Annotated in this window: 11 protein-coding genes and 1 riboswitch; of the genes, 5 read left to right on the forward strand and 6 right to left on the reverse strand. The window is 38.5% G+C overall.

The window, feature by feature from the left end:
- The coding region (locus tag H4J70_RS18045; protein WP_182251602.1) for a transposase at nucleotides 1-804 on the forward strand (804 nt) is incomplete at its 5' end.
- A gap of 210 nt (nucleotides 805-1,014) precedes the next feature.
- Here H4J70_RS18045 and H4J70_RS18050 read toward each other — a convergent pair.
- The 5 genes from H4J70_RS18050 to H4J70_RS18070 form a co-directional block, all read right to left on the reverse strand.
- Nucleotides 1,015-1,467, reverse strand: coding sequence for a universal stress protein (locus H4J70_RS18050; RefSeq protein ID WP_182215107.1), 453 nt, complete (start codon nucleotides 1,465-1,467; stop codon nucleotides 1,015-1,017).
- 16 nt (nucleotides 1,468-1,483) lie between these two features.
- Nucleotides 1,484-2,872, reverse strand: a complete 1,389-nt coding sequence (locus H4J70_RS18055; RefSeq protein ID WP_182215105.1) for an MBL fold metallo-hydrolase RNA specificity domain-containing protein — start codon at nucleotides 2,870-2,872, stop codon at nucleotides 1,484-1,486.
- 17 nt (nucleotides 2,873-2,889) lie between these two features.
- Entirely contained in the window at nucleotides 2,890-3,345 is a 456-nt protein-coding gene (locus tag H4J70_RS18060; protein WP_182215103.1) for a c-type cytochrome, read from the reverse strand.
- A 1,023-nt stretch (nucleotides 3,346-4,368) separates the two neighbouring features.
- The gene (gene cobO / locus H4J70_RS18065; protein ID WP_070376046.1) at nucleotides 4,369-4,974 is read right to left on the reverse strand and encodes a cob(I)yrinic acid a,c-diamide adenosyltransferase; all 606 of its coding nucleotides are present in this window, start codon (nucleotides 4,972-4,974) and stop codon (nucleotides 4,369-4,371) included.
- A gap of 122 nt (nucleotides 4,975-5,096) precedes the next feature.
- A riboswitch (cobalamin riboswitch) is annotated at nucleotides 5,097-5,241 on the reverse strand.
- Between the two features lie 151 nt (nucleotides 5,242-5,392).
- The gene (locus H4J70_RS18070; protein ID WP_182222049.1) at nucleotides 5,393-7,465 is read right to left on the reverse strand and encodes a M13 family metallopeptidase; all 2,073 of its coding nucleotides are present in this window, start codon (nucleotides 7,463-7,465) and stop codon (nucleotides 5,393-5,395) included.
- A gap of 330 nt (nucleotides 7,466-7,795) precedes the next feature.
- On the opposite strand from H4J70_RS18070, the gene H4J70_RS18075 reads away from it, so the two are divergent.
- From H4J70_RS18075 to lolE, 3 genes are read left to right on the forward strand one after another with little or no spacing between them, the layout of a single operon-like run.
- Complete coding sequence (locus H4J70_RS18075; protein ID WP_182215097.1) at nucleotides 7,796-9,034, forward strand: lipoprotein-releasing ABC transporter permease subunit; 1,239 nt, start codon at nucleotides 7,796-7,798, stop codon at nucleotides 9,032-9,034.
- Nucleotides 9,027-9,710, forward strand: coding sequence for a lipoprotein-releasing ABC transporter ATP-binding protein LolD (gene lolD, locus H4J70_RS18080; RefSeq protein WP_182215095.1), 684 nt, complete (start codon nucleotides 9,027-9,029; stop codon nucleotides 9,708-9,710). Before H4J70_RS18075 ends, lolD begins: the two co-directional genes overlap by 8 nt.
- Before the next feature lie 9 nt (nucleotides 9,711-9,719).
- The gene (lolE, locus tag H4J70_RS18085; protein WP_182251603.1) at nucleotides 9,720-11,009 is read left to right on the forward strand and encodes a lipoprotein-releasing ABC transporter permease subunit LolE; all 1,290 of its coding nucleotides are present in this window, start codon (nucleotides 9,720-9,722) and stop codon (nucleotides 11,007-11,009) included.
- A 78-nt stretch (nucleotides 11,010-11,087) separates the two neighbouring features.
- Here lolE and H4J70_RS18090 read toward each other — a convergent pair whose 3' ends face one another.
- A complete protein-coding gene (locus tag H4J70_RS18090; protein ID WP_182222052.1) occupies nucleotides 11,088-11,600 on the reverse strand; it encodes a DUF2062 domain-containing protein in 513 nt (170 codons plus the stop codon).
- 61 nt (nucleotides 11,601-11,661) lie between these two features.
- On the opposite strand from H4J70_RS18090, the gene H4J70_RS18095 reads away from it, so the two are divergent.
- Complete coding sequence (locus H4J70_RS18095) at nucleotides 11,662-14,112, forward strand: DNA internalization-related competence protein ComEC/Rec2 (RefSeq protein ID WP_182251604.1); 2,451 nt, start codon at nucleotides 11,662-11,664, stop codon at nucleotides 14,110-14,112.
- Nucleotides 14,113-14,165 lie beyond the last annotated feature (53 nt).

Here is a 14,165-nt window from a genome sequence, read left to right on the forward strand (position 1 = left end):
TGTGCTCATGCTGTCATGAATAATCACTTACATTTAGTCCTTCATGTTGATAGTGAACAAGCTAACAACTGGACGACGCTAGAGGTACTGTCCCGTTGGCATAAGTTGTTTAAAGGCACCCTGTTGACTCGTCAATTTCAACAAGAGCAATCATTAACTACATTAACCCCATTCGAAATGGAAATGGTTGAAGAAACAGCACAGGTCTATAAACAGCGCTTAATCGATATCAGTTGGTTTATGCGGGCATTAAACGAGCCTATTGCTCGACAAGCCAATAAAGAAGATAAATGCACGGGGCACTTCTGGGAAGGACGCTTTAAATCACAAGCCCTGCTCGATGAAGGGGCATTACTCGCTTGTATGGCTTATGTAGATTTAAATCCAGTGCGTGCAGGCATTGCCCCAACACCTGAGCAATCGAGTTTTACCAGTATTCAACTGCGTATCAAAGCAGCCATTATCGGGGAGCAACCCACAACGTTATTACCTTTTACGGGCAATGAACAGCAAGCTAAAACCTCCGGTATCCGCTTTAGCTTGAAGGACTATTTAACCCTTGTAGATGAAACAGGTCGCGTAATAAGAGCAGACAAACGAGGCGCTATCGAGACTAAAACCGCAAATATACTGTCAAGACTTCACATCAGCGATGAAAGTTGGCTCAAACTCACCACAAACTTTGAAGGTATATTCACTGGTGCGGTGGGTACCGCAGAGCATTTGTGTGAATTTACTGAGCACGTGGGGTTAAAGCGCGCACACGGGAAAGCAAATGCTCAAGCTTGTTTGAATAGCGCGTAAATTTAACTACATTCAAAAACAGCAAGAAAAATACAGCTACCTTGGGGGAGAAGTAAAGCTTGCCTGAAATTCACTCATTTAGTCAACATCTATAAAAATCGATATACAAAGACTTACAAGATGAAGTACATGCATTGTTAATGACCAATGGATAGCATTGTTTCAGAGCATTATTACTGCGGAGAATTATCATGGGTGGCATGGTAATAATCATTCAGGATAACGCACGGCTAAGACATCACATTTTGCCCCATGTAAAATAGCATTACAGGTAGATCCTAGTAGTAATTGCAAGCCATGTACACCATGACTTCCGGTGATAATTAAATCAACGTTTTCTTTCTCTGCAAAAGCAAAGACTTCGCCACTAATATGTCCTATTGGTATATGCAAATCTTGCTCTAGAATATTGAACCTTTTAGCCAAAGGCTGAAGTATCTCTTTGGCACGCTCTGCTAGTGCTCTAGTAGTTCCTATACTATCTATGGGGTCCAAACCCTGCATAGTACCGTATACACCAGCATAGTAAGCGTTTGGTATAGGCTCAACTACATGAATAACACTCAGTTTTGCCTGAGTGAGTTCTTGTAGTTGCGTGACTTTATCTTCGATATAACTCTTCGTCTCATTAAGTTCTGCGGCAAATAAAATATGCTTATACATTAATTTCTCCTTTATTTTAAATAATAATATTTTGCTTATAGCTTGCTTGCGTAACATCAACTTGATATTGATGTTTTAATTTTTGCGCAAGTATATCCATGGCTTCTACTTCCCCATGTACGAGAACTACAGGTGGTTTGTTTTCGAAGCCTTGATACCACTCAAGTAAGCCTTGTTGGTCAGCATGTGCAGAGAATCCGCCAACGGTGTGAATATTTGCTTTAACTTGTACCTTTTCTCCCCACAACTTTATGTGTTCACAGCCATCAACAAGCGATCGACCTAATGTTCCTCTAGCTTGAAAGCCAACAATAAGCACATGAGCATTCTCACGCCAAATATTATGTTTGAAATGGTGTTTAATTCGCCCCCCTGTACACATGCCGCTACCCGCTATAATAATGGCGCCTGAAGATATTTGATTTATTTTCATCGAATATTCAGTTGTTTCTGACATATGCAAGTTAGGTAAATTAAATATCCCATTATCTTGTAGTTGGACATCAATTGCTTCCTTATCGTAAACTTCGCGGTGCTTGGCATAAACATTAGTAGCTTTTATTCCCATAGGACTATCGAGAAAAATTTGCCAATCGCCTAATTGCCACTCCTCAAAATGTTGCTTAAATTCATAAAGTAACTCTTGTGTTCTGCCAACGGTAAAAGCAGGAATTAATATGTTTCCTTTACTACTTTTAGCATTAGCAATAATATTACCCATTTCTTGCCAAGTATCCTGCCAACTACGATGTAATCTGTCACCATATGTACTTTCCATAATAACCAAGTCAGCATGTTTAATCGTGAACGGATCACGTAAAATAGGGGCGTTTTTATGGCCTAAATCGCCACTAAAGACAATCTTTTTACTAACGCCGTTTTCAGTGAGTGCTAATTCAACAATAGCCGAACCAATAATATGACCCGCATCTCTAAGGGTTAGTTTAACGCCTTGGCATACTTCTAACTCGGCATCATAGGTAAGTCCTTTAAAATACTGACAGGTTGTCTCCGCTTCTGCTCTCGTATAAAGGGGGTCTACTAATGCTAAACCTTTACGCTCACGTTTTTTATTTTCCCAGCGGGCTTCCTTTTCGTGAATATAGCCTGAGTCTAGGAGCATAATTTTACATAAATCTACCGTGGTATTATGAGTATAGATACAACCATGAAAACCTTCTTTTATGAGCATGGGTAATCGACCTGTGTGGTCAAGGTGTGCGTGACTGACGATCACCGCATCTAGCTCACTAACATCAAAAGGGAAGGGGTCGTGATTGTGTTTTTCATGCTCATGAGAGCCCTGAAACATCCCACATTCAATAAGTATATTTTTGTTGTTTACTTGCACCAAATAGCAAGAACCCGTGACTTCACGAGTGGCACCGAAAAATTTAATATTCATTTTAGCTCCCATAAGGATTAGTGTGGGTAATACGGATATCTGGTTTGTTGATAAGGTTTTAATGTGTAATTTGGCTGTAAAAAGGACACCAAATCAATAAGCTCGGTCACGGTCATAACATCGTTAAAGACCTTCATCTTTGATTTTCCTTCAGGTGTTCTTAGCTTAGGCGAATGCGGGTTGGAGAATTTATGAGATGGATTAATTATTGAAGTAACTAATTCAGCGTAAGTTATGATTTTAGTTTTCTCACCCCCAAGGGAAACAGAGATATCTTGTTGTTTTACAATACTTGAGTCCTCAACACCTTTTAGTGTGTGGCACGCTAAACATTGGTACTTTAAGAAAACTGTTTTACCTGTTTCAATATTACCTTTAGGCAGGCTAAATCCTCGTGGGGAATCAACCCCTTTATCACAACTGAATAGCGTTAATGACAAAACGATAAGTAAAGTGAATAGAATGTATTTCATTGTTATTCCTTAATTACTTTTTTAAGTTGAATTAATTAAAGCGCTGATCAAAACCATGAGTAAAGTCACACTAGTATTAGAATTTTTTCTTGCTTATTGATATCTACAAATTGTATAGATAAGCATTTTTCTGGTGATATCAAAGACTCTTCTGGGATAGCAGTACAAGTTAAAAAGCAGATAATTCCAAAAAAATTACACATAGCGCTTTCCACTATTAGGTTGATTTTTAGTCTAGTTGTTCTTATTTGAGGATTCAATTTTTCTTGGGAATACGTTGATATAGATCAATGATGTAGACGTTAATGAAAAACTAACAGCTTATGAATGAAGTAGGTAAATAACTTTGTCTATCCGATAACACTGAATAAATCATTCAGTGCGCAGCGCTTCTATGGGGATTAATTTAGCGGCACTTTTTGCCAGATGAATGCCAGCTAACAAACCAATAAGGGCAGAAAAGCTTAACGAACCTTTAATACATAAATATTAAGGTCAACTGATAGCGCAGGCTGTGTGAAAACTATTTTGAACTTGCGTAATTTGGAAATATCAACGACAAAAGACTCTGTAGATTTAAATCTGTAGTAAGTTTGGTGTCAAACTACCTTTGAATTTACATAGCGTTGCATAAAAATTGTAAGCTGAGTGTTTTCACACAGCCTGAGCGAACAGTCTACCTAAAGAAAAACCAAAAGCTAACTTCTGCAATACTTATCAAAGTAAGCTTTAATTATTAGATGATGAACGACCGCTGTGGTGGCTAAGCGGACTACTTATTAAAATTAAGATATGTCGTCTTTGTAGTAAAAGTGATCTGAAGAGATCAATCTCAGACATTATGCGTGTAACACATGAAAGCTCGATTTTAGGTTGTCATTTCGCCATGCTGATACTGAAATAAATTCAACATGACGGAGTTGTTATCAACATGACGTAGTTGGTATCAACATGACGTAGTTGTTATCAGCATGACGTAGTTGGTATCAACATAACGTAGTTGGTATCAATATGGCTGAGTTATTACCAATCAATACCTTTTTGTGCTTTTATATTATTATCAAAAGCATGTTTAATCGATTGCACTTCACTAACTGTATCAGCTAATTCTAAGAGTGAACGATGTGCGCCACGGCCTGTGGCTATTACATGTTGCATAGGCGGGCGATTAGCGATGGCGTCTAGTACTTCATCAAGATCAAGGTATTTAAACGACAGCATGTAAGTCAGTTCATCAAGTAGCACAACATCAACGGTTTCGTCAGCTAATAGTTTCTTTGCTTCTTTCCAAACAAGTTGAGCAGCGGCAATATCGGTTGATTTATCTTGTGTATTCCAAGTAAACCCTGTTGCCATCACGTGAAAAGGTACGCCGAGCTTTTCAAGGACATTTCTTTCGCCACAAGCCCAAGTGCCCTTTATAAATTGAATAGCTGCAGCGTTTAAACCGTGTCCTACTGCGCGAGTTAGTGTGCCAAATCCTGATGTTGACTTACCCTTACCGTTACCTGTAATTACAATTAATATACCGCGTTCATCAGTGGCAGCATCAACTCTTGCATCAACTTTATCTTTTACTTTTTGCATGCGTGCTTGGTGTTTTTCACTTTTTTGTGTTTCGTCAACCATGAGTATTCCTATGGGTAATTATAGTTTTTTTAAAGAGGAGAAAAGGCAAGGCTAACGTTAAGGGGGTCCCTTAAAAAATAGCAATTTACCGTGTATTCCCGCACGATTTTATTGATGTTAATGGTGGTGATCTTATTGTGGATAGGTATGCTGACTCATTGGCAACTCTTAAGTCACTACAATTTACAGTTGCGGGAACAGTCAAGGTTTCTCACCTTATTCCCTAAACACATTTACGTTGCGTTAGTTTACGAGATTTATAATTATTTACAATATCTAGCGGTATTAAACATCATTGATTTTATGTTTTTGATAAATAGAATCTAAGGCAAGGAATTTTCAGTAATAAAAATGCCAACAATACTTGTTGGCATTTTAGTGTTTTCTAATAATAACGTTATTTAACTAAGCCATTGGCTTACCAAATTTTTACACGTTTCTCAGGGGCGATATACATAGCATCACCTTCTTTAACGTTAAACGCTTTGTAGAATTCAGGCATGTTAGATAAAGAGCCTAATGCACGGAACTCACCAGGTGAATGAGGGTCAGTTGCTACTTGATTACGTAATGATTTCTCAACCTTTTTTCCACGCCATACTTGAGCAAAGCCCATGAAGAAACGTTGATCGCCAGTTAGTCCGTCAATTACCGGTGCTTCTTTACCATTTAATGAGGCAATATAAGCTTTATACGCGATAGTTACCCCTGATAAATCACCAATATTCTCGCCCAGTGTTAAAGAACCGTTTACATTTAAGTCTTCAAATACTGAATAGCCATCGTATTGTTTTACCAAGTCATCGGTGCGAACTTTAAAGGCCGCTAAATCTGCTTCAGTCCACCAGTTACGCATGTTACCGTCGCCATCATACTTACTACCTTGGTCGTCAAATCCGTGACCCATTTCATGACCGATAACCGCGCCAATACCGCCATAGTTAACCGCATCGTCAGCAGCTAAGTTGAAAAATGGTGGTTGTAATATGGCTGCAGGGAAAACAATTTCATTCTTAGTTGGATTGTAATAAGCATTAACAGTTTGCGGCGTCATGCCCCATTCTTGCTTATCAATTGGACCACCTAACTTAGCGACTTCTTTTTGATGAGAAACACTACCAGAACGCATTTTATTGCCAACTAAGTCATCACCTTTAATAACAAGTGCGGAGTAATCTTCCCACTTATTTGGGTAACCAATTTTAGGATCAAAGCTTGCTAGTTTTACATGGGCAGCTTTTTTAGTTGAATCAGACATCCACTCTAGTTCATCAATACTTGCACCATATGCTCCGCGTAAGTTTTCAACAAGCTGTGTCATACGGGTTTTAGCTTCAGGCTTAAAGTGACGGCTCACATAAACTTTACCAATAACCTCACCTAAATTGCTGTTAACTACGCCAACACCACGCTTCCACATTGGACGTTGTTCTTTTTGTCCTCTTAACTGCTGAGAATAAAAGTCAAAGTTTTCATTATCTAAGTCAGCGGTTAAAGAACCAGCAAAGTTACTTAAGGTATGGAAAGTTAAGTAAGTTTGCCAATCAGCTAATGAGGTTGCTGCAAATATTTCGCCAAAACCTTTAACAAATGAAGGTTGGTTAATAATGATGTCTTTTTGCGCTGATACGCCTTGAGCAGCAAGGTAAGCATTCCAGTTAAATGCATCAGTAACTGTGTTTAAGTCAGCGACATCGAATTTATTGTAAGTTTTACTGCTGTCACGAGTTTCAACTTTTGTCCAATGAAAACCTGCTAATTTAGTTTCAATTGCCATGACCGTTTGCGCAGCAGCTTTACCATTCTTCAAACCAGCTAAGTTGAACATATTTTCAATATGAGCAACATAACCTTTACGTAATGCGGCAAAACGTTCGGTTTCATCAAAGTAGTAATCTCTGTCGGGTAAGCCTAAACCTGTTTGCCAAATATGAGTGGCATAGCGAGTTGAGTCTTTACCGTCAACGCTGATATAAAACGCTAATGGGCTACCGACACCATTTTTTTGATTTTCACCAAAAAATGTCGCAAGTTCATTCTTGTCTTTTAAACCATTGATGCTATCAAATAATGGTTGGATAGGAGCCGTACCTGCAGTATTACGTGCATCCATGTTCATATATGAACGGAATAAGTCAGCTACTTTTTGCTCGTCGCTGCCCATTTTTAAATTTTCTGTTGCTGCTAATTCTTCAATGATTACTTTTACATTGTCATCAGCTTCGTCACGTAAGTCATAAAAGGCACCAATTGACGTTTTATCTCCAGGGATTTCATTAGCGTTCAACCAAGCACCGTTTACATAACGATAAAAGTTGTCTTGTGGACGAACGGATAAGTCCATTGTTGCTTTGTCGATACCTGAAGCTAATGCAGTTTTTTGCATGATAGGCATTTCTTGCTTAGTTGTCTCAGTGCTTTCTGGATTGTCGTTGCAAGCGGCAAGCAACAATAACGAAGAACAGACTGCACCTGTTATTATTTTTTTCATGGTAATCTCATTATTATTAAGTAAAGAATATGGTTATAAAATGGTAAACGCATTGATACTAAAGGGTTACAGGGCTTTTTACTAGATTTGGACATGAATTTTTACATAATGTATCAGCAGTGCCGTATTTTATTTTGTACATTAAGCCTGATGATTTTTTTATTTTTTTATTTAACTAATTGAAAGTAATCGTAATATTTTTCACTTTGATTTTTATCAATATTAATTGTTGGCTTTTTTGCTGCCAAATAAAACATTGACTGTGCTATGCTGTGGCTACTTATAGAGTAATCGTTCTCTTACTGAATAACATAAGATGAAGTTTAATTAATGTTTCAACCCGTCAGTTTTTTCATTGGGCTACGCTATAGTCGTAGCCGTAAAAGTTCTGGATTTGTATCCTTTATCACTTTTTTCTCCATTGTCGGTATCGTCCTGGGTGTCGCATCATTGATCACCGTTGTTTCCGTTATGGACGGTTTAGAAGGTGAACAAAAACGGAGAATATTGGGTCTAGTTCCCCATATTGTCGTCGCCAATCAACCTCAGCAAAACAAAAACAATGCTTTACCTACATGGCAAATCCTACGTGAACAATTATTACTTACGCCTAAAGTTAAAGAAGTTACTCCTTTGTTGGAAAGTGAAGCACTCATACAAGCTAATTCTGGCGCATTACGCGGTGTACTCATTCAAGGAATCATGCCTGAATTCGAGCAGCACAATATTGTTAACAACTCTATGGTATCAGGACATTTAGATAATCTATCGACACAGAGCTTTGCCATTGTTATCGGACAGTCGTTAGCAAGGCAACTTGATGTCGATTTGGGTGATAAAATACGTTTAACACTGCCTAATAAAACCGTCTTTACCCCAATGGGGAGAATTCCGGTGCAACGCACCTTTACCATCGCTGGTATTTTTAGTGTTGGCTCACAAGTTGATGAAGGACTGGTCTATATTCACAGTAAAGATGGCGCAAAACTTCATCGACAAAGAGGTGATGGCGTTGAAAAACTTCGTTTGTATCTTGATGATGCTTTTGCTGCTGATCAAGTGGTCAAACGTTTAAAACAACAATATCCACAGTATGATTTTACGACATGGCGCGATACTCAAGGCGCTTTATTTTCTGCTGTGCGCATGGAGAAAAATATGATGTGGTTGATGTTGAGCTTAATTATTGCCGTTGCCGCGTTTAATATTGTTTCCGCTTTAGTGATGGTTGTTATCGAAAAAAAGGGTGAAATTAGTATTTTACAAACACTTGGGCTAGATCGTCTTGGCGTGGTAAAAATATTTATTACTCAAGGTTTAGTTAATGGTTTTTGGGGCGTCACTATCGGTACTGTGGTTGGCGCCATACTAACCTTAAATTTAAACACTATATTTACCCTTCTCGGTGTTAATTTATTGGGAGCAGGGCAGTCTTTGCCCGTCGAACTATCAGTGAACAATGTGTTTAGTATTGTTTTATCAGCGTTAGCGATGAGTTTTATTGCTACATTATATCCCGCTTATCAGGCTTCTTTAACAGAGCCTGCCGAGGTTTTACGAAATGAGTAAAGGTTTACTTTGTCAGCAATTATCAAAGTCATATTATCAAGGTAGCATTGAAACCAAAGTCTTAGACGGGCTTGATTTGTCAGTAGATGCGGGTGAACTTGTTGCTATAGTGGGCAGCTCTGGTTGTGGTAAAAGTACTTTTTTACATATAGCTGGAGCACTAGATTCTCCGTCTTCAGGGCAGGTCTTTATTAGCGGTGTTGATATCCACCAGTTATCTGACAAGCAACGTGCTAAATTTCGCAATAAACATATTGGTTTTATTTATCAATTCCATCATTTAATGATGGAGTTTTCAGCACAAGAAAACGTGGCAATGCCTTTACTGATTCGCGGGGATTCACCTAAATCGGCCCTAGCTGCCGCACAAGAAATGCTCACACAGGTTGGGTTAAGTCACCGCTTTGAGCACCGGCCCTCCGCGCTTTCTGGTGGTGAGCGTCAACGTGTCGCTATTGCTCGGGCATTAGTGACTAAACCTTCATTAATATTAGCTGATGAACCAACAGGTAATTTAGACTTTGATACCGCAGAGCAAATATATCAGTTATTACGTGACCTTAATAAAACGGTAAACACCAGTTTTGTTATTGTTACCCATGACTTAATACTTGCTGCCAGAATGGATCGTCAACTACGTTTATCGCACGGCCGGTTAGCGCCCCTTGAAAGTTAAGGCTTTTAAATGACCAAATCATTAAGTTTATTTTTAGGTTTACGTTATGTGCGTAGCCGAAACGGTAATGGCTTCTCTTCGTTTATTTCAGCATCTTCCACTATCGGTATTGCGCTTGGTGTAATGGTATTGATTATAGTGCTCTCAGCAATGAACGGTTTCGAGCGAGCATTAGCGCAACATTTGCTGTCGGTTATTCCTCACGGTGAGCTAATTGCTATTAATACGCCGATAGATAACTGGCAAAAACACGTGGCGAAAGCACAACAACATCCACAAGTGATAGCCGCTGCACCTGTGATTAAACTTACCGGTATGATGCAACATGGCAGTGAACTCAAAGCCGTTGCTGTGCGTGGTGTCGATGTAAAGTTAGAACAGCAAGTTTCTACCATTGCCGATTATATGATTGCCGGCAGCTGGCAAGCGATCGTTGATAATGAAAATACCGAAAACCCTACGGTTGGTGTTGTTATCGGTTCGGGAGTTGCAAAAAAATTACAACTTGAATTAGGCGACTCACTACAATTGTTACTATCGAGTGTTATTGCCCAAAAAAATAACCAGCAAGCGAGTGCTAAATTTCCTGTGCCGGTTAAGCACCAAGTAAAAGTTGTTGGCATTTTTAAATTTGGCGGTACGATTGACGAAAACTCTGTATATCTTTCACTTGAGCATGCCGAAAAAATGGTTAATCTCGCGAAGGGGCAAGTTCAGGGAATTCGCATAAAAGTAGCTGATGTTTTTCAAGCGCCCCAGGTAACACGTGATGTTGCTTATAGCTTTGATGATACTTATGTTGCCATTTATGATTGGACACGAAGTCACGGCCATATTTTTAATGATATACAACTTGTACGATTAGTGATGTTTATTGTCTTAATATTAGTCATAGCGGTAGCAAGTTTTAATATTGTTTCAACGCTTATTATGGCAGTCAATGAGAAAAAAGGTGATATCGCTATTTTAAAAACTATGGGAGCACCGGCGAGCGTTATAATGATGACCTTTATGTTTCAAGGACTGGTTAATGGAGTCGTGGGTTGTCTAGTGGGGACAGTGTTAGGTATTGTTATCTCATTAAATTTAACTGATATTGTTACTGCAGTAGAAACACTTCTTAACGTAAAAGTGTTATCAGGTGATATCTATTTTATCGACTTTCTTCCCACTCACTTAAGCCAAACTGATGTTGTAATCACTGTTTTTACGGCTTTACTGATGAGTTTACTGGCGACTATTTACCCCGCATGGCAAGCAACTAAGGTTGAGCCAGCGCAGGTGTTAGGACAAATGTAGCGGGTTTCGCTTTTACATTATTAACAGATGATTTTTATCACCAACGCGAGACTAGAGCAGATTTTTACTTTCTACTTTCTACTTTCTACTTTTACGTTTATTCCATTGTTTGATAACAGAATATCGCCATAGGCCATGTATGGCAAAATAACCTATTAGCGAGAAAAGTACCGCTAGCACGCCACAGCCAAGTAAAAATGCTGGTCCAATAGTTGATAAACTATCAACCAGCCATTGCCAATTCGCTTCAAATACAAATTCTTTTTCAGATCGGCCTAGTAGCCAGATGCCAACCATATAACAGCCATAAAAAATTGCGGGTATTGTGAGCGGATTAGTTATCCAAACGAGTGCAACAGAAAGTGGCAAATTCGAATGTACTATAATAGCAACACCAGCAGCTAAAACCATTTGAAAAGGTACCGGGATAAAGGCAAAAAATAAACCTACGGCAAAAGCTTTTGCGACAGAATTACGGTTTAAATGCCATAAGTTGGGGTTATGCAATGACGCACCAAAAATCTTTAAATGTTTATTATTTTTTATGGTGTTGTGATCCGGCATATAACGCTTGAAGAGTTTTTTAGGCATATACTTACTTATATTATCTAGGCTTTATTTATCGATTAGACAGATACGGAAATTAATCACTATGGAACGGTGGCTATTTACATTTTTTATCGGTGCTATTTTGTCACTATTCTTACCGATAGTACCAGACATTTCGCAAGTTTATATTTGTTTTTGTTTTGCTGTCATTTTTTGTCTCATCAAAAGGTTACGGAGTTATAGTGGGCTCTTTTTTGGCTGTGCTTGGTTACTCTATGCTGGCTTCGTTTATCAAAATATATGGCAAGTTAATAGCCTAATTACAGATGATTTTTTCGGTACAACCTTAACGGTAAGAGGTGTGGTTGCTAATATTCCAAAGTCATTAACGCGTAAAACAAAAAAGGATGAAATGACCAAGCAAGTATCACGTTTTAATTTTGTTGTTGAAGAAGTCAATCAACAAAAACTTCAATCAAAGATAAATATTCGTCTGCGTTGGGATCATAAGTCTGTTAAACCTGATCACTTAAAAAAGGTTACCAAAATTAACCAAGGCCAGAAATGGCAACTTACGGTGCGAGTAAAACCTGCCCATGGTTTTGCAAATGTTGGCGGTTTTAGCTATCAAACATGGTTAAGACAAAAGGAACTCCATGCTACTGGCTATGTAAAACATTCATCAAAAAATAAATTAATAGCAGCGCAGTCTAGTTATCGTCAACAATTGTACCTGCAACTCAATGAATTAATAGACTCATTGACTTTAACAAACGAGCTGCACCATTTTATTTTTGCTCTTACCTTTGGCGAGCGTGGCAAAATTACCGCTGAGCAATGGCAAGTTTTACAAGCAACAGGAACACAGCATTTAATGGCTATTTCTGGCTTACACTTAGGCTTAATTGCCAGTGGTGCTTTTGGATTCATGTTGATGTTTTTTCGCTATAGTCCGTTTTACGTACTGTTAACTCAAAAAGGCAAGTTATGGTTGGTAAAAAAGAACAGCCGTATCGTGGCTTTCGCTTTTAGTAGCTTAGTCGCACTATTTTATGCTTATCTGGCCGGCTTTTCTTTACCCACATTACGTGCCTTGATCATGATGCAAATATTTATTTGCGCTAAGCTCGTGGGGGTTAAATTAACAATAATACGTTGGTTATTACTGAGTATCGTTTGCATTATATTAATATCACCCTTTAGTCTATTTAGTGTCAGTTTTTGGCTAAGCGTTTATGCGGTATCACTGATATTATTGGTTATCTGGCGATGTCGGAAGTTACTGTTAACATCGGGTGATGGTCAAGTTGACAAAATAAAAGCCTGGCTCCACTCTCTAATAATTATACAGCTAGGCTTAACATTATTTATGTTGCCTGTGGCGGCTTTATTAAATCATCAACTGCCTCTTTCTGCATTACTTGCTAATATTATTGCCGTGCCTTGGATGAGCTTTACCGCTATTCCGTTATGTTTATTGGCTGTGGTTGCTATGCCTTTTAGTGAAGCGCTGGCTATGTTTTTTCTTGAGTTATCGTTAATATCATTAACGTTTATTTGGCAGTGGCTAAGTTACTTATCGAGCCAACAATGGCTGTTTATCGACGTTAGCCATCAGACATTAATGATTATTTTGATAATCAGCGGTTTATGCTTCATCAGTTATTTTTTAGCCTTACCCAAAAAAGTACTGGCTGTTGCGCTATTACTCACTTTTTTATTGAGTTATATGTTTTTTAATGACCAACAAAAAAATGATGATTGGCAAGTGAATGTCCTTGATGTGGGGCAAGGGTTAGCGGTTGTTATTGAAAGGCATGGGCAGGCTATTTTATACGATACAGGGGCAAGTTACCCCAGTGGATTTAACTTGGCAGAAAGTGTGGTTTTTCCTTATTTACAGTATCAAGGTTTGACCACTCTTGACTATTTACTGTTAAGCCATGCTGATAACGATCATGCTGGTGGCTTGGCTTTTATCGATAAAAAAGTGGCGCTAAATAAAATTATCGTTAAGCACATCAAATATAATCAACCGGTAGAAGATTTTGGCAGGTATAGTTTTGTTAACATGTACAGTTGTAAACAAGGCGATGATTTTTCTTGGCAAGGTCTCACTTTTTCTGTGTTGTGGCCGGTGGTTCTTGAAGATAAAGAAAATGATAATTCGTGCGTGATCCATATTTCTGATGGTAAATATAAGGTGCTATTAACGGGGGATATTCCTCATAAAGTTGAAAAAATACTGGTCGCTAATACTGAAGTCGCTAATCAGTTAAAAGCTGATGTTATTGTTGCGCCGCACCATGGCTCTAAAACCTCATCAAGTACGCGTTTTATTAAAGCGGTTTCACCCGAGGCCGTTATCTTTAGTGCGGGTTTTATGAATCGATGGAAGATGCCTAATAAAGCGGTACTTAAACGTTATCATCAGCTTAATGTAACGCCGTATGCAACTGCTGAGCATGGAATGATCCGCATAAACATTACCGAACAAGCCCTTGAAATTCAATCTTATCGTCTGCATATCAAGCCATATTGGTTTGCTAATTAACGTTGTAAATATTATTAGTTGGTTGCAACTAAGAAATAACGCTAAAATGGCTT

The organism is Colwellia sp. BRX8-9 (genome assembly GCF_014077245.1).
Lineage (GTDB): Bacteria > Pseudomonadota > Gammaproteobacteria > Enterobacterales > Alteromonadaceae > Colwellia_A.